Genomic DNA, 20,551 nt, shown 5'->3' with positions numbered 1-20,551 from the left:
TTAATATGAAGTTTTAAGATTTATCATCAAAAATTGTAGACAGCGGAATGGCAAGTTTGGCAGCCAAGTAATCATCCGATTCTACTAACGCTGGGCCAATTTTTTGCATCCAGACATCATCAGGATGGACATTACCCAAATCTTTACGCTTTGGTAAAGGGTAAGGAAGTTTGCTGTAAAAACTCCAAAAATCGACTTGAGATAAATTACGTACTAGTACAAATTGGTTGTCATCGGTACGTTTGACTAAGTTTTGCTGTTCAAGCATAAACACGTAACTCGGCCAACGGCCCAATTCATCTCTTCCTAAAACATCTAAAGCTTCATCATCAGAGACACTGAGTCCTTGCTGTTGCTTTTTATAAAACAGCTCCAGCAAATCTAGTAGCATAATGACAGGGTGCCGTTTTTGCTCTTTATGGGAAGTAAATGCGGTCAGTGCATAACTAATTTCGACCCCGATCAGGACAATATTCCACGACAAAAAAATCCATAATAAGAAAATAGGAATCGCAGCAAAGGCACCATAAACGACTTCATAACTGGTGAAGTTTGACATGATAAAGCCGAACAAATTTTTCAGGAGTTCAAACACGACAGCACTAAATAAGCCTGCAATCAAAGCGGATTTAATTGGGACACTTCGGTTTGGAATAGTCCAATTCAGGATAAAAAATCCTAAAACCGTTAGACAGAAAGAAATCAACCACAGGACAAATGCGCCATTGAGTTCATAGCCTGCAAAATTATTGCTCAAAACATTGAGGGAAGCCATCGTCGACGAAATAACAAAGGCACTACCGAGTAGAATAGGGCCCAAAGAAATAATGGTCCAATAGCGCATAAAGCCAATAATGCCGCCGCGGGTTTCGCGGACTCGCCAAATACGGTTAAAGACTTTTTCAATGCTGGTTAGCATCATGACGGTAGTGACGAATAAAAATAAGATCCCAATAATGGTTAAATTACTGGATTTATCGGTAAACGCATTTAAGGCCTTATCAAAAGCAATCGTGGTTTTCGGTAAAAAATTACTATAGATCAGTTGTTGTAATTGCTGCCGTGCAGGTTCAAGCGCTTTGATTGAGGAAATGATCACCAAAAAAACGGTTAGCATCGGAACGACGGCAAACAGGGTGGTGTAGGTCAGTGAACCCGCTTGTTCACGACATCGATCGGCCTCAAAGCGTCGCAGTACAAATAAAACGAACTGAAACCAAGTTTTCTCATAGAAAGGAAGTTTTCTTAAGTACTGTTCTAACATAGGCAAAGTATCTCTTTTGTTTTCTTCATCTTTTCTACATTTTTCACCCTAAGCTTAACCAAAAAATAGGAAAAATACCGTATAGTTTTATTTTTTCTGTCACCGAACTCTATTCATGCAAACCTATGTTTTAGTTTTATATTACAGCAAATATGGCAGTACCCGTGAAATGGCGCATCTGATTGCAAATGGAATTGAAGCCAGTGGTATTGCAGTTAAAATTCGAACGGTGCCAAATATTGCGGCTGTGGTGAAGGAAGCAGAGCCGAGTATTCCTGCAGAAGGCGATATTTATTGTAGTTTAGAAGATTTGGCAAACTGTGCAGGTTTGGCACTAGGCTCACCAACCCGTTTTGGTAACATGGCCTCTGAAATGAAATATTTCCTCGACCAGACCACCAGTCTATGGCTCAATGGAGCACTGCATGGCAAGCCAGCTTGTGTGTTTACCTCGTCAGGTTCGATGCATGGTGGGCAAGAAAGTACTTTATTGACCATGCTGCCACCATTGTTTCATCATGGCATGATGATTTTAGGATTGAACAATGCCATTCCCGCATTGTCACATACTAAAACAGGTGGAACACCTTATGGCGCTAGCCATGTCAGCGGGCCTCGACATGATCAGCGCTTAAGCCAAGATGAAAAAGTGCTGTGCGAAGCTCAAGGTAAGCGTCTTGGGGAAGTTGTGAAGAAACTACAAGCCTAGAATATTTAGACATGAAAAAAGCCCATCAATGATGGGCTTCTTATTATTGGGCTGGCTTCAGATGCTGTTCTTTGAACTTTGTACCGCACTTGAGACATTTATAGTCAAGAAATACATTTTTATCGACAATCACACCCGCTTTTTTACCAAAACGATGTCCTAAAAAACCACCTGTCACACCAATACTGACTGCACCGACAAAAGTGCCAATGGTACCACCCATAATCACCCCAAGAGGTCCAGCCGCTGCACCGATCGCCGCACCAATAGAGGCTCCAGATGCTGCACCACCGACGGTACCAGCAGTTGCACCTGCCGAACTGAGCAATACGCCCCCAATTTTAGTCAGTTGTTGCTCGTGATTGCGTTTTTCAACATCACTAGAGCCACATTTTGGGCAGAGAATTGTATTTTCCATAGTCTATTGGCCTATTGGGATACCAGTGATTGAAGCTGGCAGCCGTTTTACGGTGTGGATGACACGTTGCGCAAAACAACCGTGTTTTGCGCTTGAATTTGAAAGATCTAAACAACTGAATCTAGAGTAAATCTTAGTTGAACTTGCAGCAATAATATTTATTAAACTTGTAATTTTCTTGAGTAGTTTATGCTGTGTTTTTAAATATGGTTTAGTTGGCAAAGTGAATTCGGTTTCTTCCTGCTTGCTTGGCACAGTACAAGGCTTTATCTGCACGTTTAAAGACATCCTCTGCATCTGCGTCATGTTTGCCGACTTCAGCAACCCCTATACTGACTGTGAAACACAGCACTTCTTGCTCATAATGCACTTCCATGGCTTCAATCGTTGAACAAATGCGTTTAAAGACCCGCATGGCTTCATCACCCAAGCAGGCGGGTAAAATAATCGCAAACTCCTCACCACCGATACGGGCTAAAAAGTCTTCGTCACGCAGTACGCTGCGGATTTTTTTGGTCATCTTTTTCAGCACATGGTCACCTGCGGTATGCCCATAACAGTCATTCAGCTGTTTAAAGTGATCAATATCTAAGATACCTATCGTAAATGGCACGCGAGTATGGCTGAAGTGCTACATGGTTTGATTACTTTCTTGCAGAAATACTCGACGATTAAAGGTTGCTGTGAGTTCATCTGTAGATGTTAAGACCGCCATTTCTTGCACTTGTAAATGCAGTTTAATATTTAAAGCTAACCATGTGGCGAGGCTCTATAAAAGAATCGCTTGTTGTAGGGTGTAGTGATATTTACGTTGATCTGCCACATTTAAGGTGCCAATACACACGCCATTGTGAATCATAGGCGCATCCATACAGGTGCCCATGCCATGCTCGGAAAGCATTTTACAATCCAGCTCATCCGACTGAGCGAGGTCATCGCAAATGATCAGTTGAGACTGAGCAAAGACTCGTCCGACAAAAGTCTGCTCAATCGGAATTTTAAAATCCATCAGAATCGCATGATTGCCTGAGATCGAATACAGCTTGAGATATTCTTCAGTATCTTGCAGGGTAATACTGGCCCGATCCGCATCAAACACGTGAGAAATCCAGTAAGCAATGGTATCTAAAACAGCTTGTAAGGAGTCTGCTTTACTCAAGTCGTGAATGAAGTCTACAGGGAGTTGAATGGAGTGTACGCCATCAAATCCAGATAATTGGCTTGGGGTAAATGATCGTTCAGTTAATTGTTTCTTATTTATCATTCAATACGGTATCTCTATAAAATAGTATCCAGTTTAGTCTTTATTGGTTTTGCTCTTAGAAAGTGGACATTACCTTTTAGATTTGATCATGCTATATAAATCGCGTTTCTCCAACTTCAGTGTGTAATTAAATTGAAAAAAAACGATATATTTTTACTTTAAATTAAAAATAACCTACAGCGCAAATGTGGCATTTACATGTGGATGACCCGCGGGTCATCTGAGTGACAAAAAAAGAGCACCTGAAGTGCTCTTTTTTGAAGTTAAACGCCGTGATTAGTCACGAACAAATTCAACAGTACCATTTGCCAAAGACTTTACGCGTGCCAAAGATTCAACGCGGTAGCCTTTTTCAAGCAAAATGTCACGACCAGGTTGGAATGATTTTTCAATCACAATACCGACACCGACAACTTCTGCTTTCGCTTGGTGAATTAGGTCAATCAGCCCCAATGCTGCTTGACCGTTAGCCAAGAAGTCATCAATCACGAGGGCTTTATCTGCTGAGCTGATGTGCTTATTTGAAATTGCAATCGTGCTTTCCGTTTGTTTGGTAAACGAAAAGACTTTTGAGCGGTAAAGGTCATCTTTTAAGGTTAAAGATTGGTATTTACGCGCAAAAATAACGGGCACGCCCAGTTCTAAACCTGCCATGATTGCAGGTGCGATACCTGATGCTTCAATCGTGATGATTTTAGTGATGCCTGCATCTTTAAAACGAGCAGCAAATTCTTTACCGATTAATTGCATCATAACCGGATCGATTTGGTGGTTTAAGAAAGCATCAACTTTCAGAACTTCATCAGATAGAACGATACCTTCGCTTAAGATTTTCTGTTCTAGTGCGTACACGGGAGAATCCTCTAGGGGCAGGTGCTTTTTCAAGCAAAAGCGTATTTTAGGAAGCACCTGAAAAAATGCAAGTAAAATTCGTCAAAATGACTAATTGCTTGCACCTTTATAACCCGTTAATAGCAATCCATAGGATGTTTTCTTATCAACATGGCTGACTTTGACTGGAAGGTAGTCCAATTTAGGTGCTAACCAGAAAATGGTTTCGCGGCCAGGTTTGTCATGTTTCATGACTACTTTAATCGTGTCAAAGGTGCCATAATCGGTTTTGATTGACTCAGAGCCTTGCTTCACAAATTTACGTGCTTCGACTTCTTTGGCATCGGCCAAATAATAAGTCGATTTTAAACCGCCATTTTTGATGTCTTCCCGAAGTTGTAATTCAGCATTCAGTTCATCCAGTACGCCAGCTTTCCAAGCGAAAGAACGCGCTTCTTTGTCTTTCTTGGTGTTGATGGTTTTTGCCGCTGGATTGAAGTTAATACTCATGGTGTTGTTATGCACCAAAATTTTACTGCTACGACTAAAACTGCTGGACTGAATTTGCTTACCGTTGAAACTAAAGCGACTGCTTTCGGTTGCAGAGGCGATACCACCAGCTTTGGCTGCAAAGACATAGTTCCAGTTGTTGCCCGATTTCGATAACGTACGTGACGCTGAGCCCATGTTTTTGCCATTATAGTTAAATTGATAACTGGCTTGGAATGGACTCATGGCAAAGGTTTGACTTGAGAAACCGACAAATAGCAAGGTGCTGACACCTGTTGCCATTGCGACTGTTTTCAACATTGATTTAGCCATAAGAAAAAGTTTCCTATTCAGTTGTAGGCACAAATTTTTTGCATAGAAATATTATGCACGTTGATTATGAAGAAAAAATTCGAAACATAGGGCAAACTGTAGTTTTATGTTTCTTTTACCCACCTTAAGTCACATTTTAGTCGCAGCATCCCGAGTTATTTTTGTCGAATTGGCGAGACCGTGCTTTCGTCTAGATTGGGTTCAATCAAGTCATGGATAGAGGTTTGCGAAAACTTATTAAATAACGCTGTTAAGTTGACATTACCGATCACCACCAATTCTGCTTCACGCAATACGGCATGATTGACATGGACTTTACCTAAAGTATCGATAATGGAACGGTTTTTCCCTAACCAGCGATTCAGATCCAAATGCAGCAGATCATCTTTGACTTTAATCACATTCAGTTTTTCTAAAATCATGCCTAAGGGGTCTTGATTCAGGACTTTTTGATAAAAGAATAGGGCACAGCGCACGCCAATTTTATGAAATACCGTTGGGTATTCAGCATCCAGAACACTGGTGTCACTGATTTGCTCAAATACAATCAACTGCGTTTTTTTATTTAACTCCATTTGTGCCAGTTTCAAATCTACCGAAAGCGTGAGTTTGAGCCCGTTAAAGTCGAGTGTGGCATATAAGCGTAACCAATCATCATGTAAGTCGGCATGCAGGTCTTTCAACATTCTCACGTTATCGGTCACAAAACGTTGAAAAGTGGCATTTAAAAAGACTTGAGACATTGGAAACTCGCGCTCATCCTCAATAAATCCTTCCGCCTTTTGATAAACTTGGCGTAAACGATTTGAAATGTTGGAAATAAGCGTTTGCATATAGAGGCGTCCTAGCGAATCAACGTGTTTGAGCGATCAGATCTCTGGTCGAAATGTTTGAAAAATACTGCTCATGAACCTTGCAGTTTAGCAAAATTAATTGCACCATTTTCATGATTTTATAAAACAGTGAATCTAAAGAGCACAAGGTCTCATTCTACGCAATAAAATGAAGACTGTGTCTATTTTATACTGCGCGCATGCGCTTTGGGGAACAAGACAAATTGTCGGTTTGGTGTGATGCTTAGAAAAATAAATGTAATGCCTTTGGCTCATGATTGGTGGAAAGACCCAATTTTTACAGCGACCATTGTGCTGGCGGTGTTTTTGCATCTCGTGATTTTGACTTTGCAATTTGCGATGCCTCAAGAAAATGATGCGGCAGTGAAAGAAATTGCGGTTACTTTGCGTCCTTCTGATCAAAAAATTGAAAACGCAGATTTTTTAGCACAAGCCGATCAACAAGGTTCAGGGACCTTTCGTGAGTCACATCGCATGTCGAGTGACATGCCCGCACCGATGCTTGAGCAAAGTACAGGCGAACAGCAGCGTGAAACTTTAGAACAGATCCAACAAAAACGTGAGCTGAATTTTGAAGAAAAACTGTTAATGACGACTTTAAGTTGGCAAAAACAAGCTGAGGATAACCAGCGCAAAAAAGCCATGGAGGAAATGAACAGTCAGTTTCAAGCCAAAGCAGCAATGGTGGCCAGCCTTGAAGCGCAATATTTACAACGCCAACAAAACTTTAGCCGTCAGCAAAAAATTAAAACAGTCGATGGTATTCAAGCCAAGCAAGATATTTCGGCCGCCTATCTTGAAAAGTTCCGTCAGAAAGTGGAGTTTTATGGCAACCGTTACTACCCAGAAGCAGCTAAACAGCAGCGGCTGGCGGGTGAAGTGCGTTTAATGGTGATTCTAAATGCATCAGGAGGTATCCGCGCCATTCGCCTGATTGATAGTTCAGGCCATGAGATGCTCGATGAGGCTGCAAAAGCGTCGGTGCGTAAGGCTGCACCATTCGGTGGATTTGATGCCAAAATGAAGGATATTTCTGAGTTACGCATTGTGCGTACATGGCGTTTTGACCCAGCAGAGGCAGAGTTTGAAGTGCACTGAGCTGTGCACTTTTAAGTGTACTTTGAAGATTTTACTTGCTTCAGTTTATTGGGTTGCGCGGACATAGGCCCCGTCTTGACGTCCACCGATCCAAGTCACAGTTAAATGAGACTCTTCCACATCTAGGCTGCTAGGAAAGATTTCTAAATGCTTGCTATATTTCGGCAGTGCCTTTAAACCAATGCAGTTGCCATTTTTCCACCATGTCCCCTCAGCATATTGATCTAAAGAGCCGACAGCTAAGTACCATTTAAATTTACCGTTGGTCTCTAGTAAAAGCTCGGAACCGACCTCCATAACACCCTGCAAATAATAATGTCCAGCCCACGCCTGAGCAGTGTCTTGAAACTTCACTTCTTGACAGGATGTTTGATTTTGATCATTGCTCTTGGCATAAAGTGGTGTAGTGCAAGATAGGGCGATAATGCAGAGTAGTTTTGAAATTGGTGTATGCATTTTTATAATCTCTTCATCTCTTTTTTCATCTTGTATTATTTTTAACATAAATAAACCCGACACATCGAGATGAATCAGGTGAGTTGTTTCAGATCTAATAGCTATTGTTCTAAATAAGGGTTTTCAAAACCGAGTTTAGCCAAAATTTCAATTTCGATACCTTCCATTTCTTCAGCATCTGCTTCTGACGTTTCATGGTCATAGCCCATGAGGTGCAAAGTGCCATGTACCAACATATGGGTGAAATGCGTCAGTGGCGCTTTGTTTTGTTCTTTCGCTTCCAACAGCACCACAGGAATGCAAATGACTAAATCGCCAATAGGAAATGAGTCAAGAATTTGCGCCATTTCATCGGGCAAGTCACTCGGGAAAGATAACACATTGGTTGATTTATCTTTGCCGCGATATTCCAAATTCAATTTATGACTTTCATCATGGTCGACACAAGCAATGCCAATTTCACAGTTACTCTGTGTGTCAATATGGCGTAAAACAGTTTCTACAACTTTTTTGATATAACCACGTTTCAAGACCAATTCAGGTGCTTGAAAGTCCTGTTGTAGAGAAAGACTCAGTTTCAAAATAGATCCTTAAATAATGACATCTGCGGGCATTTTAAAATGCCCGCAGGCTTTAACTTAATGCTGAGCATCGGCAGCGGCATCATTTTCAGCCACTAAGGCCTCTTGACGCGCTTTGCGTTCAGCACGCGCTTCAGCCGTTAAGCGATGTTGTTCTGCATCCCATCCCTCATAAGCTTCAACAATTTTTTGCACTAATTGGTGGCGTACCACATCACGAGAGTGGAAGCGGGTAATGTGAATTTCTTTGATTTTGTCGATGATGCGTAAAGCATGCGCCAGACCAGATTGCTGACCACGCGGTAAGTCGACCTGTGTGATATCGCCTGTAATCACTGCGCGCGAACCAAAGCCTAAGCGTGTGAGGAACATTTTCATTTGTTCAGGCGTTGTGTTTTGTGCTTCGTCTAAAATCACGAAAGAGTGGTTTAAAGTTCGACCACGCATATAAGCCAGTGGTGCGACTTCAATCACTTGACGTTCAATCAGTTTGGCTACTTTTTCAAAACCAAGCATTTCATACAAGGCATCGTAGAGTGGGCGCAAATAGGGGTCGATTTTTTGGCTTAAATCACCCGGCAGAAAACCAAGTTTTTCACCTGCTTCAACGGCAGGGCGAACCAATAAAATTCGTTGAATTTCATTACGTTCTAGCATGTCAACTGCGGCTGCAACTGCGAGATAGGTTTTACCTGTACCCGCAGGTCCAATACCAAAAGAAATATCGCTTTGTAGAATACGCTGCACATAACGCTTTTGGTTGGCACCGCGTGGATTGATACGACCTTTACGGGTTTGGAGCCACACTTCATCTAAACCAGTGTGCTCTTGTCCGTCGAGGTCTTCTTGCAATTCACGGTCAGTCTGACTGCCTTGAATCATGAGGTGTAAGGTATCGGCACTGATTTGTGCTGTATTTTCTGCTTCTTCATGCAGGCGATGGAGCAGACCTTCTGCTCTCTCAACTGCATCCATTTCACCATCGACATAAAATGCATCACCTCGATGGGAAATAGTGACATCTAAACGCTGTTCGATTTGTTTCAAATGACCGTTATAAGCACCGAGCATGCTCTTTAAACGTTCTATTGAAACCCCAGGAAAAGTTACTGTACGTCGAATCGCTGCAGTCAAGAGAATTCCTTTAAGTAGTCAGAATCTATTCCCTTACATTACGCCACGTCAGGCTCAAGATTCAAGAGTTCACCATAAACAAAATTCAAAGTTTTAATCTCGGTCACTTCGATTTCGGCGAAACGTCCGATCCATGCTGCATCACCAATAAAACTCACATAACGAGTGTTATCCGCCGTACCAATCAGTAAGTTTGAATCTTTGTCTGAAACTTTCTCGACCAAAACACGTTGAATGGTGCCGAGCATGGCATCGGTCTTGTCAATACTCGAGCGTTTGATCCATTTTTGAACTTTACTGAGACGCTCTTTTTTTACCTCTTCAGAGGTAGTGTCTTCAAGATCAGATGCAGGTGTACCTGGACGTTTTGAATAGACAAAACTGTAGGAATGGTCGAAGTCCATATCTTTGATGAATTGATAGGTTTCTTCAAAGTGAGCATCGGTTTCACCCGGGAAGCCAATGATGAAGTCACTGGATAAATGCATATCAGGACGGACTTTACGTAATTTGGCAATTTTGTCGATATACACATCAATGGTGTGGTTACGCTTCATGGCTTGCAATACATCGTTTGAGCCACTTTGTACAGGCAAATGCAGATGCGACACCATTTGCGGTAGGTCACGGTAACATTCAATCAAGTCATCATTAAATTCAAGCGGATGTGAAGTGGTGTAGCGTAAACGCCCAATCCCCGGGATTTCTGCAACAAGACGTAACAAGTCTGCAAAAGTACAGATATTGCCTTCGAACGTTTCACCGCGGTAACCATTCACGTTTTGACCCAATAAAGAAATCTCACGTACGCCTTTTTCGGCTAATGTCGCAATTTCTGCTAAAACATCATCCAATGGGCGAGAAACTTCTTCACCACGGGTGTAGGGCACTACACAGAATGAACAATATTTTGAACAACCTTCCATAATTGAAACAAAAGCCTTGTAACCTTCCACACGCGGTTCAGGTAAAAAGTCGAATTTTTCAATGTCAGGGAAAGAAATATCGACCAATTTGATTTTTTCTTTCTTGGGTTTTTCGATTTGATCAAAGTGCTGATCCAGCATTTGTGGCAAACGGTGCAAGGTTTGCGGGCCAAAAATCATGTCGACATAATTGGCACGTTTTTGAATGTTGTCGCCTTCTTGCGAGGCCACACAACCACCGACACCAATGATGAGATCCGGATTTTTGTCTTTCAGCTTGCGCCAGCGACCCAATTCAGAGAACACTTTTTCTTGGGCTTTTTCACGAATCGAGCAGGTATTCATGAGTAGAATATCGGCTTCTTTCGGGTCTTGGGTCAGCACATAACCGTGCGAGTCGCCAAGTAAGTCTGCCATACGGTGACTGTCATACTCATTCATCTGACACCCTTGCGTTTCGATATACAGTTTTTTAACTGATCCATCGATGGCTGGGGTGTGCTGTGGCTGGGTAACAGTGTTTTCTGAGGCAGCTTGGGCACCATTTGGAATGAAGGTTTGAACCGTCATGTAGGCTCCTAAGGGGGGATAAATCTAGGTTTTTGTGTCTGATCGGTATCTGTGGCGGCGAAAGCAGAGCTTGGCTGGCGACAAAAAAGGGCGATCAAACACCATGTGAAATCTACGAAAGGCGCATATTTTAGCAGGAAATCTGAATAAACTTATAGCTTTAAATCTGAAGCTAAAAAGATTGATTTGTGAAGTGAAAATGCAGGAAAATTAATATTGTCTAATCATAAGGTTACATAAGAGAACAATAGAGTCTGTTATGAGTTATTAAACTAATGAAAATGATGAGACGAGACTAGGCAATCCAAAGATGACTGAAGGCAAACCCATGTTAAAACGATTACAGAATAAATATTATCAAGTGTTTGCGTTGGGTGTGGCTGCCTTGGGTCTATCGGCAGTGACACATGCCGCAGATGAACAATTTAATGATGCCTTGCGTGCAGCAAATGCTGGCAATGTTGGTTTATTACAGCAATATCAAAGCAGTATGCAGGGTGATGTGCTGGGCTATTATCCTGAATATTGGGTACTTAACAGTAATTTGGCATTGCAACCTGCGGCGAATATTGTTGGATTTGCACAGCGCTATCCGCAATCTGCTATGGCTGAGAAGTTAGCCGCAGATTACATCGAAGAAAAAGTTAAAATGGCCGACTTTGCTTCCGCGCAGCCGGTATTGGCCTATGTGTCCAATGCAGATCGCGCAGAAAGCTGTGCCATGGCGCAAGTCCGTGCCAAGTCAGGCGATCCTTTGGTTTTTGCCGAATATAAAGATGTTTGGCTCACGACCAATTCACAACCTGAGTCTTGTACAGGGCTGGGGCGTATGATGTTGTCTAGTCCACTGATGACGGAGCAAGACAAACAACAACGTTTATGGGCGCAGCTACGTGCAGGGCAGTCAGGTCAAGCGATTGCAACCGCACAAACCATTGGCATGAATCTGTCGTTGGCACAGCTGAATAGCATTCAAGCTGATCCCCTGAACTATCTCTGGTCCGCACCGAAAGCATCGGCGGCAAATCAAGCGTATTTAATTTATGCCATTGGGCGCTTAGCCGACAGTGATCTAAATACTGCGCTGGCATCGGTAAAACGTGCTGCAGAGGGTACACCTGAGTCGGTACAAAAAGCGTTGTACCGCGCCGTGGGGTATATCGGTGGCACAACTGTTATGAAAAATAATTTTAATGTGGAAGTGTTGCAAGCCTTCGATCGGAGCTATGGTTTAGCACTGAGTGAAGAAGAAGCTGAAATTTATGCACGCCAAGCCATTCGTTTCGGTGCATGGGAGAGTGTTATTCGTGCCATTGATGGCATGAGTGTGACGCAAAAACAAGAAGATCGCTGGCAATATTGGTTAGCCCGTGCTTCAGAACAACGTGGTGATGCAAAGTCAAAAGCACTGGCGCGCGAGATCTTCAAAAAATTGTCAGTAGGTGACGATTATCATAACTTATTGGCAAAAGATCGTATTGGTCAGCGTTATCAAACGATTCCAGCAAATACCCAACCGAGCAATGCGGATGCGCAGCGTTTGAGCCAAGATATTCACTTTAGTCGCGCTTTTGCACTGCGTAACGTCAATGCGCCAGACAATTATGTTAACCGTGAGTGGAACTGGGCGGTTCGACAAGCTTATTTAAAACAAGATGATGGCTTAATTTTGGCTGCGGCCAAACGTGCTACAGAAATGGGATGGTATGACCGCGCGATCTATGCAGCCGATCGAACCGTCAAGCAACATAACTACAGTTATCGTTATGCCATGCCGCATCAAAGCTATGTGGTCAGCCATAGTCGCAATGCAGGCATAGATCCTGCATGGGCGTATGGGTTAATGCGCCAAGAAAGCCGATTTGTTACCCATGCTCGCTCGCATGTGGGGGCAGGTGGTTTGATGCAAATCATGCCGGATACGGCAAAACTGGTCGCTAGACAAATGGGTGAAACCTATAATCCTGCTGCACTGAGTGATATGAATACCAATGTACGTTATGGCACATTTTACTTGTCCATGATTCAAAGCCAATTAAGTAACAGTCCTGTACTTGCCACCGCAGGTTATAACGCAGGGCCAAATCGTGCACGTCGTTGGCAGCCTGAAAATCAGCCGATTGCGGCAGATCAATACACCGAAAGTATTCCATTGAATGAAACTCGCGATTACGTCAAGCATGTGATGAGTAATGCGACACATTATGGTGTGCTGCTTGGACAGGGACCACAGTCGATCACCCAGCGCATGCAAAATATTCCTTTTAGAAGTCAATGATAAAGGCCTAGGCATTTTATGGTTTTGATGTCATCCCAATCAGTCTTAACGCAAAAGCTTCTGCTGTTGATCAGCAGTGGCATAGCTATGGGATTTTTTGCGACATCAGCCCATGCAACACCGACTGTGTTTGGCTATGTGATGGAAGTTCAAATGACACCCGCCGTGTGTTTGTTTGATAGCCAAGGCTCAAAGAAACGGAAATGTTTGGAAGGTTATTCACTCAATATCACAGGCTTGTATCCTGAAACTACAACACGAGAGTGTCAGACCAAATCTTCAGCTGTATTGTCTCCGCTTCAAACTAAAGTGGTGGCGAGAGTCATGCCCGATGAGCATGCACGTCGCCAGTTGTGGGCAGAGATTGGGGGGTGTGTGCCGATGAGTGCCAGTCAATATTTCCGTAACGTGATTAATTATGCAGAACGTTTAAAAATTCCCGCAGATTTGACTTCATCTGAAAATAAAACCGCGCAACTTAATACCTTACGTGGACAGTTCCAACGTTTGAATCCTGGACTGCCTGCAAGCGGGCTGCGTTTTAGCTGCCGTACTCACCGTCAAACCAATATTTTGACCGAAGTCAAGGTTTGTTATAAACCCAATGGTCAGTACAAAGGTTGTGCAGAGAATATACAAGAAAACTGCCCAAATTCTTTTGCGATCAAGGGTTCTTACTAATCTCTTTCCTTAAATTAATTTATATTTCCTATCATACTTTTGTTGGAATTCATTCTCTTTTACATGCATCTGCCAAAGTATTGGAGTACAATCTTTGCCGTTTATGATTATTAAGATTAGATAGAACAGCTATTTAATCATATAACGTTCCTCAAATGGAGATAAGTACATGAAGCAACCTGTTCGCGTTGCCGTTACTGGCGCTGCTGGTCAAATCGGTTATAGCCTATTATTCCGTATCGCTAGTGGCGAAATGTTAGGTAAAGACCAACCAGTTATTCTGCAATTGTTAGAAGTTCCTTTTGAGAAAGCTCAAGCTGCGCTTAAAGGCGTAATGATGGAATTAGACGACTGTGCTTTCCCATTATTGGCTGGCATGATCGGTACTGATGATCCAAAAGTTGCATTTAAAGATGCTGACTACGCGTTATTGGTTGGTTCACGTCCACGTGGTCCTGGTATGGAACGTGCTGACTTATTGAAAGTGAACGGTGAAATCTTCATCGGTCAAGGTCAAGCACTAAACGAAGTTGCTAGCCGTGACGTTAAAGTACTTGTTGTAGGTAACCCTGCAAATACAAATGCTTACATCGCAATGAAATCTGCTCCAGATCTTCCAGCGAAAAACTTCACAGCAATGTTACGTCTTGACCACAACCGTGCGTTGACTCAAATTGCTCAAAAAGCGGGTGTTGCTGTAGCAGACATCAAAAACATGACTGTTTGGGGTAACCACTCTCCAACGATGTATGCTGACTACCGTTTTGCAACTGTAAACGGCGAAAGCTTAAAAGACAAAATCAACGATGCTGACTGGAACGCGAATGTATTCCTTCCAACTGTTGGTAAACGTGGTGCTGCGATTATCGAAGCGCGTGGTTTGTCTTCAGCTGCTTCAGCTGCGAACGCTGCTATCGACCATATGCGCGATTGGGCTCTTGGCACAAATGGCGAATGGGTAACGATGGGTATTCCTTCTGACGGTTCTTATGGGATTCCAGAAGGCGTAATGTACGGTGTTCCTGTAACTTGCGAAAATGGCGAATACACACGTGTTGAAGGCCTAGAAATCGATGCGTTCAGCCGTGAACGTATGGACAAAACTCTTCAAGAACTTGAAGAAGAGCGCGCAGCAATTGCTGACATGCTTAAATAATTAAAAACTAATCTGTTCAAGATCTGTTTTGAAAAAGCACTCCGTTTGGGGTGCTTTTTTATATGGGGGTGTGTTGAACAAAAAATAACATGCTGTGATGTAGATACAACTGAGCATAGATGGCCAAAGGTTTATTCTAAAAGGGCATGATCAGAGCTTGAGGAGAACAATGATGTTTGACCAACAACCGACTTTAGAACTTTTATTTGAACAATTGGGGCTTGATGCGAGTGCGGAAGCAATCGATCAGTTTATTGAAACACACCAACTTACTTCAGACGTTCCATTGCATAAAGCACCCTTTTGGTCAAAAGCACAGCATGACTTCATTATCAGTAATTGGAAAAAAGATGATGAATGGGCAATGGTGGTCGACCTGCTAAATGAACAATTGCATACAGAACATACGCTTTCAGGTTCGTGTCATTTATAATCACAAATTGAAACAACAAACCTAGTTTTATGACTAGGTTTTTTTAGAAAATACATATAAGTTAATTTAATAATAATTGACAATAGTATTGATAAGGAGGCCGAGATGCTCAGTCAACATAAACCATCCTTAGAGCTTTTATTTTCGCAACTGGGACTCGCCAATAGTGCGGCTGCCATCGAGTTATATATTCGTACGCATCAACTTCCTGCTCATCAATCTTTACACGATGCACCGTTTTGGAATTCCGCACAACGTGCGCTATTAATCAGTCATTTGGTTCAAGATGATGATTGGGCGATTATGGTTGATGAGCTCAATCAACAGCTGCATCTAGATGCTTATAAACTTCAAACTGCCTAAATTGATTTTATGCTGTTGTCATTTGAATAGTAGAATTGACCCATAAAAAAACGCCTGATTTCAGGCGTTTTTTATTTGTGCATTTTAGTGCAATTTACTTTGCATCAGCTTGATAAACCAATCTTCTTGATGAAGGTCAACAAAAGCGGCATGTTCACGTAGTAAAACGAAATCAAACTCGGTACTTTTCGCATATTTGCCAAGCCAGTGTCGTGCCAATGCCAACTCTTTTCGACTGACCGAGGCATAGGCCAAAAACAGGTAAATATCGCCCTGACCATAGCTGGTCAATGGTTTTAAAATTTGCTGTGTAATCAAAGCAAAGCGATCTTCTTTGGTGATTTCAAAGTACAGCATATAAGCCTTTGCAAGGTGCAAAGACAAATTGAGGTACAAAGACAGAGGCATTTCCTCAAACTCAATTCGACCTTGCTCAAGTAATACCACCGCTTCTTGTAAAAAGTGGACTTGCTCTTGACGTAGTTGGCTTAGTGTGACCAACTGTAAGCGCAAATCAGCACGCTCAAGGGCTAATTCAGGGCTATTGCCTTGTAGGTAGAGTTGATCTGTTTCACCAATACGCTGAATAATTTGTTGACTGCTGGCACGCATCGGTTACATCCTCATCAATTGATGTTCAGTATATGAGGATACTTCTTACAATTTAAAGTCTTTTTGCTTGAATCACAGGATTGTACTGTCACTCCGTAACCACCCAGTAATCGATAAACGCTGATGTTTGGCTTCTAAAACCTCATGCAGTAAGTCACTTTGAAACAATGCAATACGATTCGGTTTAGGTTGTAGTACATGCCAAATGTCATTTTTATCTTGTAGATGAAGTTCACCGCCCCAACCGTCTTGCCAGTCTTCGTGTAAATAATAAACCGTAGAAATCATGCGGCCATTTTTGCCTTGAGGGTTATCACGGTGCAGGGCATAAAACTCGCCAGCGTTATAGCAAGCAAAATGTGCTTCGACGTCTCGAATACCAAGATAAAAGGCACGATTTAGTTCCTGACCCAAACTATAAAGGGCTTGAACATGTTGATGGGAAATAACGAGCTCGGGATTGAGCCATAAAATGTGATCACTACGGATCTTGCTGATGACACCGTTTTGAATAGCGGCTTCACGAAAGCGGTTTAAGTTCGAAGTACATTCTTCAATGAGTTGATGTACATAGTCATTAGAATAGGCGTCATCAATGATGGCAAAACCATGTTGATCTAAATCATCTAGGATTTGATCAACATTCCAATACTTTGGGAGAAGAACTGCTTCCATTACATTATTAACCTAAAAAAGACAAAGAAAAGCCACGGTTATTCTAGTGTATGAAAGCAATCTGAACGAAACTATTTTTCATGCTAAAATACTCATTGATTTTAGGAATGATAGAAACATGAATTACCGTCACCACTTCCATGCAGGTAACTTTGCAGATGTCATGAAGCATGTCCTTTTGCTTCAGATTTTGACTCGCCTCAATCAAAAAGATAAACCGTATCGTTATATTGATACGCATGGCGGTGCTGGTAAATATGATTTATCAACTTCAGAAGCACAAAAGTCGGGTGAGTTTTTAAATGGTATTCACCGTTTAGTAAAACTTGATGACTCGATTAAGCGTAATGCACCTGAGGGTGTTCAGCAGTATTTAAAAATTGTTGAAAAAATGCGTGAAGGTTCAGGTAAAGGCGCTTATCCAGGTTCGCCGTGGTTTGCATTGGAAGGCATACGCGAAATCGATAAAGCCACCATTTTTGAAATGCAGCGTGATGTATTCCAACAGTTGTATTACAACGTTCGTGATAAACGCGCAGGCTTACATGAGCGCGATGCATATGAAGGGCTATTTGGTGTTATTCCACCCAAAGAAAAACGCGGATTGGTGATGATTGATCCACCTTACGAAGTGGAGCGTAAAGATTTCCCTCAATTGGTTGATCTCATAGCGACTGCATATAAAAAATGGCCAACGGGTGTGTTTGCAATTTGGTATCCAATCAAAGACCGCGCCATGATTGACCGTTTTGAAAAGAAAATGATTAAAACCGGTATTCGTCGTCAGTTGATCTGTGAAGTATGTGTTTGGCCAGATGATACTCCAGTGGGCTTAAACGGTTGTGGTCTATTGGTGATTAACCCACCTTGGAAGTTTTCTGAAGATGCAGATGAAGCGCTACAATGGTTATTCCCACATTTGCGTATGAGTGAAAATGGTGGTCATGCTGCTGTTCGTTGGTTAGTTGGCGAATAAAGATAGACTATAAGAGAAAAGGCTACATTAGGATCGACAGAGAATGACAAATATAAATAAACCTGAAAGTGAATCTTCACCCCGCAGTACGCCTACTTTTGATGGGATTACTTTCGAGGTGGAAGAAGAAGAGCACACACAGGAAGGTCAAAAAGTAAAACGTCGAGGTATTTATTTGTGGCCGAACCTGATTACAACGGCAGCGTTGTTGTCAGGCTTTTATTCCATCATTGCCAGTATGAATGGCAACTTCCAGCAAGCGATTTATGCCATTTTCTTGGCAGCGTTATTGGATGGCTTGGACGGTCGCGTTGCACGAGCCATTGGTGCGCAGAGTGCTTTTGGTGAACAGTATGATTCTTTATCTGATCTATTGGCGTTCGGTGTTGCACCCGCTATTTTGATGTATAGCTGGAGTTTGGATTCGCTCGGTCGCATAGGTTTGGCGTGTTGTTTTGTCTACACTGCCTGTGCTGCGTTCCGTCTAGCTCGTTTTAATGTGCAAATTGGTGTGGTCGATAAGCGTTACTTTATTGGTGTAGCTAGTCCACTTGCTGCGATTATTATTATTTCATTGGTTTGGGTCGGACTTGATTTCCCAGAAATTTTTGATATTCGTGAGCGGGGTATTCAAGCCATCAGTGCAGCAGTTATTGTGTCTGTGGGGCTCCTCATGATTTCGAATATTAAATATTATTCATTTAAAACGGTAGATCGTAAACGAGTACCATTTTTTGTCCTTCCTATCGCGGTCTTTATTTTTGCTGCAATAACTTACAATATTCCTGTCGGTATTTTGGTCATTTCCTTGATTTATGCATTATCTGGCTTTATTACTACGTTTTTAGCACGACGTCAGCACAGCCCATCATGAGTTAATGATATGTAGAAGGAGTATGATATGTGGTTGTTTCAAGATTTTCTCGATCAGTCTAAACAACTTAATCAGGCTCCTTCACGGTCACTTCCTGCTTATCACCCACCCAATAAAAAATATAAAATTATTCATCAAGCTTTAACCATTCCCAATCTTCCTGCACCATTACATTATTTAAATTTTTTGAGCATGATTGGTCAGCCCAATACGCCCATGTTTCGGAATAACAGTGCAATCAGAACTACACCCTTAGATACCGCTACTGTATTGGCCAGCAGTAGTCCACATATGGCAGGGCAACTGAACCGCTATTCAATTTCTGCGGAATGTTCATTTCAGGAAAAAACATTTAAATTTGCCAATAAAGAACAGCTCATGGGAGCGTTCCCAAAATTTCAAATTCAAAGAAAAGACACAGAATTGAGTTTTGAGATCGAAATTACAACAACACCACTGATTTCACATTTCACCAAATTGCGTTTTGGTCTTGCTGAGCATTGGTCTGTATTGTGTCGATGTCAGGGAGAAGTTAAATATAAAGAACAGCGCTATGACATTGACCAGTTAGGGGCTTTTGAATACGCGCGTAGTATCGACTTTAGTTATTTACCCTTAGCATTTTTCACATATCAAGTCATTAATCTGGTGGATCAGCGTCAGTTATTGTTAGAACAAATTCGAGATTCGTTTAATCGAATTGTACAGTCACGCATTTATATACGTGATTTGCAAAAACAACAAACCCATATGTTTGATCAGATGGTGCGCTTTCAAGTCCATCGTGTTTATCCTGCTGTGAAAACCCCCAATGGGCAAAAAATGTATTTACCGCGAGAATTTGAATGGCATTATCAAGACGAGCAGGGGCATCACATTCATCTTTGTGCGCAAAGTCGTGGTGATTTTAAATTTGGTTTAGCTGCAGGTTATGTAGGTAGCTTTAAATATCAACTCAAAATGGATAATTATGAGGAACAAGGCGAAAGTGGTTATTGTGAATATGTGGATTGTCGTGCATTAAAGTGGCAAGAAAAAAAATCACAAGAAAAAAATCGAAATGAAATTGGAGAAATTGTTCCCTTTTCACTCAAAAAATAAGAAAAAAGCGACATTTTGCCGAATAAGTAAACAGTTGGAGGTTTTTTTATAAATAATTGAGTAAAGGGGGTTGTGTTGGTTTGGAAATACTGTAGAATGCACATCCATCGGTGGTGATATTGATTAAAACTTGTTGAGAAACAAGGATTTAGCCCAAGCGGTAGAGTCTGGAAGTCTTGAATAAGTTTAAAAATAATTAACAAAACCAGTTGACTTTCTCTGGAAAGAGAGTAGTATAGCCGACCTAGCTTGCTGATGACGAATCAGCAAGAAGATCATTAAGAGATTATGAAGAACAACTTGTGTGGATTTTTACTGATTGATCGATCGAAAATATTTCATTGATTGATGGTAAAAATTACTCGAAGTTTATTTGAGAAATATTTGTCAGAAAATTGATGAGCCAAGATTTGTAGCCATAAGCTACTAATGATTTTTAACTGAAGAGTTTGATCATGGCTCAGATTGAACGCTG

23 protein-coding genes are annotated in these 20,551 nt (G+C 41.8%); 10 read left to right on the top strand and 13 right to left on the bottom strand.

What is annotated here, in order from left to right; translation table 11 throughout:
• Positions 1-13: 13 nt before the first annotated feature.
• A complete protein-coding gene (locus MF4640_RS13130; RefSeq protein WP_005401259.1) occupies positions 14-1,264 on the bottom strand; it encodes a YihY family inner membrane protein in 1,251 nt (416 codons plus the stop codon).
• A gap of 115 nt (positions 1,265-1,379) precedes the next feature.
• On the opposite strand from MF4640_RS13130, the gene wrbA reads away from it, so the two are divergent.
• Entirely contained in the window at positions 1,380-1,973 is a 594-nt protein-coding gene (gene wrbA, locus MF4640_RS13125) for an NAD(P)H:quinone oxidoreductase (protein WP_078389871.1), read from the top strand.
• A gap of 43 nt (positions 1,974-2,016) precedes the next feature.
• Here wrbA and MF4640_RS13120 read toward each other — a convergent pair whose 3' ends face one another.
• The 6 genes from MF4640_RS13120 to MF4640_RS13100 form a co-directional block, all read right to left on the bottom strand.
• On the bottom strand, positions 2,017-2,391 hold the full coding sequence (locus tag MF4640_RS13120; protein ID WP_004691247.1) for a hypothetical protein: 375 nt from the start codon (positions 2,389-2,391) through the stop codon (positions 2,017-2,019).
• Positions 2,392-2,602: 211 nt separating this feature from the next.
• On the bottom strand, positions 2,603-3,004 hold the full coding sequence (locus MF4640_RS19745) for a GGDEF domain-containing protein (protein ID WP_227518538.1): 402 nt from the start codon (positions 3,002-3,004) through the stop codon (positions 2,603-2,605).
• A gap of 156 nt (positions 3,005-3,160) precedes the next feature.
• Positions 3,161-3,655 carry a GAF domain-containing protein gene (locus tag MF4640_RS19740; protein ID WP_227518665.1) on the bottom strand — a complete coding sequence of 165 codons (495 nt, stop codon included), beginning with the start codon at positions 3,653-3,655 and terminating at the stop codon, positions 3,161-3,163.
• 276 nt (positions 3,656-3,931) lie between these two features.
• Positions 3,932-4,507 carry a xanthine phosphoribosyltransferase gene (locus MF4640_RS13110; protein ID WP_004691243.1) on the bottom strand — a complete coding sequence of 192 codons (576 nt, stop codon included), beginning with the start codon at positions 4,505-4,507 and terminating at the stop codon, positions 3,932-3,934.
• A 90-nt stretch (positions 4,508-4,597) separates the two neighbouring features.
• On the bottom strand, positions 4,598-5,308 hold the full coding sequence (locus MF4640_RS13105) for a DUF3108 domain-containing protein (protein WP_078389870.1): 711 nt from the start codon (positions 5,306-5,308) through the stop codon (positions 4,598-4,600).
• Positions 5,309-5,463: 155 nt separating this feature from the next.
• Positions 5,464-6,141, bottom strand: coding sequence for a hypothetical protein (locus MF4640_RS13100; protein ID WP_078389869.1), 678 nt, complete (start codon positions 6,139-6,141; stop codon positions 5,464-5,466).
• Between the two features lie 261 nt (positions 6,142-6,402).
• Here MF4640_RS13100 and MF4640_RS13095 point away from each other — a divergent pair, with 261 nt between their 5' ends.
• Positions 6,403-7,260 carry an energy transducer TonB gene (locus MF4640_RS13095; RefSeq protein WP_078389868.1) on the top strand — a complete coding sequence of 286 codons (858 nt, stop codon included), beginning with the start codon at positions 6,403-6,405 and terminating at the stop codon, positions 7,258-7,260.
• Between the two features lie 45 nt (positions 7,261-7,305).
• Here MF4640_RS13095 and MF4640_RS13090 read toward each other — a convergent pair whose 3' ends face one another.
• The 4 genes from MF4640_RS13090 to miaB form a co-directional block, all read right to left on the bottom strand.
• Positions 7,306-7,716 carry a hypothetical protein gene (locus MF4640_RS13090; RefSeq protein WP_078389884.1) on the bottom strand — a complete coding sequence of 137 codons (411 nt, stop codon included), beginning with the start codon at positions 7,714-7,716 and terminating at the stop codon, positions 7,306-7,308.
• A gap of 101 nt (positions 7,717-7,817) precedes the next feature.
• Positions 7,818-8,297 (bottom strand): rRNA maturation RNase YbeY, encoded by a 480-nt coding sequence (ybeY, locus tag MF4640_RS13085; RefSeq protein ID WP_078389867.1) that lies wholly within the window; start codon positions 8,295-8,297, stop codon positions 7,818-7,820.
• Between the two features lie 57 nt (positions 8,298-8,354).
• On the bottom strand, positions 8,355-9,431 hold the full coding sequence (locus tag MF4640_RS13080) for a PhoH family protein (RefSeq protein WP_004977846.1): 1,077 nt from the start codon (positions 9,429-9,431) through the stop codon (positions 8,355-8,357).
• Positions 9,432-9,469: 38 nt separating this feature from the next.
• Positions 9,470-10,927: a tRNA (N6-isopentenyl adenosine(37)-C2)-methylthiotransferase MiaB gene (gene miaB / locus MF4640_RS13075; protein WP_078389866.1), complete on the bottom strand. Its 1,458-nt coding sequence runs from the start codon at positions 10,925-10,927 to the stop codon at positions 9,470-9,472.
• Positions 10,928-11,237: 310 nt separating this feature from the next.
• On the opposite strand from miaB, the gene MF4640_RS13070 reads away from it, so the two are divergent.
• The 5 genes from MF4640_RS13070 to MF4640_RS13050 all read left to right on the top strand — a co-directional run bounded on the left by MF4640_RS13070 (position 11,238) and on the right by MF4640_RS13050 (position 15,838).
• Positions 11,238-13,205 (top strand): lytic transglycosylase domain-containing protein, encoded by a 1,968-nt coding sequence (locus MF4640_RS13070; protein WP_078389865.1) that lies wholly within the window; start codon positions 11,238-11,240, stop codon positions 13,203-13,205.
• A gap of 87 nt (positions 13,206-13,292) precedes the next feature.
• Positions 13,293-13,886 carry a ribonuclease I gene (locus MF4640_RS13065; protein WP_407079291.1) on the top strand — a complete coding sequence of 198 codons (594 nt, stop codon included), beginning with the start codon at positions 13,293-13,295 and terminating at the stop codon, positions 13,884-13,886.
• Positions 13,887-14,055: 169 nt separating this feature from the next.
• A complete protein-coding gene (locus MF4640_RS13060) occupies positions 14,056-15,042 on the top strand; it encodes a malate dehydrogenase (protein WP_004691225.1) in 987 nt (328 codons plus the stop codon).
• A gap of 172 nt (positions 15,043-15,214) precedes the next feature.
• Positions 15,215-15,475 (top strand): DUF2789 family protein, encoded by a 261-nt coding sequence (locus tag MF4640_RS13055; protein ID WP_004691222.1) that lies wholly within the window; start codon positions 15,215-15,217, stop codon positions 15,473-15,475.
• A 105-nt stretch (positions 15,476-15,580) separates the two neighbouring features.
• Positions 15,581-15,838, top strand: a complete 258-nt coding sequence (locus MF4640_RS13050) for a DUF2789 family protein (protein ID WP_004691219.1) — start codon at positions 15,581-15,583, stop codon at positions 15,836-15,838.
• A gap of 84 nt (positions 15,839-15,922) precedes the next feature.
• On the opposite strand, the gene MF4640_RS13045 is transcribed toward MF4640_RS13050, so the two are convergent.
• Both MF4640_RS13045 and MF4640_RS13040 read right to left on the bottom strand, forming a co-directional pair.
• Complete coding sequence (locus tag MF4640_RS13045; RefSeq protein ID WP_010327564.1) at positions 15,923-16,450, bottom strand: hypothetical protein; 528 nt, start codon at positions 16,448-16,450, stop codon at positions 15,923-15,925.
• Positions 16,451-16,522: 72 nt separating this feature from the next.
• The gene (locus MF4640_RS13040) at positions 16,523-17,125 is read right to left on the bottom strand and encodes a 2OG-Fe(II) oxygenase (RefSeq protein WP_004691216.1); all 603 of its coding nucleotides are present in this window, start codon (positions 17,123-17,125) and stop codon (positions 16,523-16,525) included.
• 118 nt (positions 17,126-17,243) lie between these two features.
• On the opposite strand from MF4640_RS13040, the gene MF4640_RS13035 reads away from it, so the two are divergent.
• The 3 genes from MF4640_RS13035 to MF4640_RS13025 are packed head-to-tail and all read left to right on the top strand — an operon-like array spanning position 17,244 to position 20,076.
• Positions 17,244-18,101 (top strand): 23S rRNA (adenine(2030)-N(6))-methyltransferase RlmJ, encoded by an 858-nt coding sequence (locus MF4640_RS13035; RefSeq protein ID WP_004977823.1) that lies wholly within the window; start codon positions 17,244-17,246, stop codon positions 18,099-18,101.
• Positions 18,102-18,144: 43 nt separating this feature from the next.
• The gene (pssA, locus tag MF4640_RS13030; protein ID WP_004977822.1) at positions 18,145-18,975 is read left to right on the top strand and encodes a CDP-diacylglycerol--serine O-phosphatidyltransferase; all 831 of its coding nucleotides are present in this window, start codon (positions 18,145-18,147) and stop codon (positions 18,973-18,975) included.
• Positions 18,976-19,002: 27 nt separating this feature from the next.
• Complete coding sequence (locus MF4640_RS13025; RefSeq protein WP_078389863.1) at positions 19,003-20,076, top strand: DUF6670 family protein; 1,074 nt, start codon at positions 19,003-19,005, stop codon at positions 20,074-20,076.
• Positions 20,077-20,551 lie beyond the last annotated feature (475 nt).

Source organism: Acinetobacter sp. MF4640, assembly GCF_002018895.1.
Classification (GTDB): Bacteria; Pseudomonadota; Gammaproteobacteria; order Pseudomonadales; family Moraxellaceae; genus Acinetobacter; species Acinetobacter johnsonii.
This window is presented reverse-complemented; position numbering and strand designations above follow the sequence as displayed.

Bases quoted from the DNA above. Each gene is read 5' to 3' on its own strand.
- MF4640_RS13130 (WP_005401259.1), bottom strand. From the start codon at position 1,264: ATGTTAGAACAGTACTTAAGAAAACTTCCTTTCTATGAGAAAACTTGG.
- wrbA (WP_078389871.1), top strand. From the start codon at position 1,380: ATGCAAACCTATGTTTTAGTTTTATATTACAGCAAATATGGCAGTACC.
- MF4640_RS13120 (WP_004691247.1), bottom strand. From the start codon at position 2,391: ATGGAAAATACAATTCTCTGCCCAAAATGTGGCTCTAGTGATGTTGAA.
- MF4640_RS19740 (WP_227518665.1), bottom strand. From the start codon at position 3,655: ATGATAAATAAGAAACAATTAACTGAACGATCATTTACCCCAAGCCAA.
- MF4640_RS13105 (WP_078389870.1), bottom strand. From the start codon at position 5,308: ATGGCTAAATCAATGTTGAAAACAGTCGCAATGGCAACAGGTGTCAGC.
- MF4640_RS13100 (WP_078389869.1), bottom strand. From the start codon at position 6,141: ATGCAAACGCTTATTTCCAACATTTCAAATCGTTTACGCCAAGTTTAT.
- MF4640_RS13095 (WP_078389868.1), top strand. From the start codon at position 6,403: ATGCCTTTGGCTCATGATTGGTGGAAAGACCCAATTTTTACAGCGACC.
- MF4640_RS13090 (WP_078389884.1), bottom strand. From the start codon at position 7,716: ATGCATACACCAATTTCAAAACTACTCTGCATTATCGCCCTATCTTGC.
- miaB (WP_078389866.1), bottom strand. From the start codon at position 10,927: ATGACGGTTCAAACCTTCATTCCAAATGGTGCCCAAGCTGCCTCAGAA.
- MF4640_RS13070 (WP_078389865.1), top strand. From the start codon at position 11,238: ATGACTGAAGGCAAACCCATGTTAAAACGATTACAGAATAAATATTAT.
- MF4640_RS13065 (WP_407079291.1), top strand. From the start codon at position 13,293: ATGGGATTTTTTGCGACATCAGCCCATGCAACACCGACTGTGTTTGGC.
- MF4640_RS13060 (WP_004691225.1), top strand. From the start codon at position 14,056: ATGAAGCAACCTGTTCGCGTTGCCGTTACTGGCGCTGCTGGTCAAATC.
- MF4640_RS13055 (WP_004691222.1), top strand. From the start codon at position 15,215: ATGTTTGACCAACAACCGACTTTAGAACTTTTATTTGAACAATTGGGG.
- MF4640_RS13050 (WP_004691219.1), top strand. From the start codon at position 15,581: ATGCTCAGTCAACATAAACCATCCTTAGAGCTTTTATTTTCGCAACTG.
- MF4640_RS13045 (WP_010327564.1), bottom strand. From the start codon at position 16,450: ATGCGTGCCAGCAGTCAACAAATTATTCAGCGTATTGGTGAAACAGAT.
- MF4640_RS13040 (WP_004691216.1), bottom strand. From the start codon at position 17,125: ATGGAAGCAGTTCTTCTCCCAAAGTATTGGAATGTTGATCAAATCCTA.
- MF4640_RS13035 (WP_004977823.1), top strand. From the start codon at position 17,244: ATGAATTACCGTCACCACTTCCATGCAGGTAACTTTGCAGATGTCATG.
- pssA (WP_004977822.1), top strand. From the start codon at position 18,145: ATGACAAATATAAATAAACCTGAAAGTGAATCTTCACCCCGCAGTACG.
- MF4640_RS13025 (WP_078389863.1), top strand. From the start codon at position 19,003: ATGTGGTTGTTTCAAGATTTTCTCGATCAGTCTAAACAACTTAATCAG.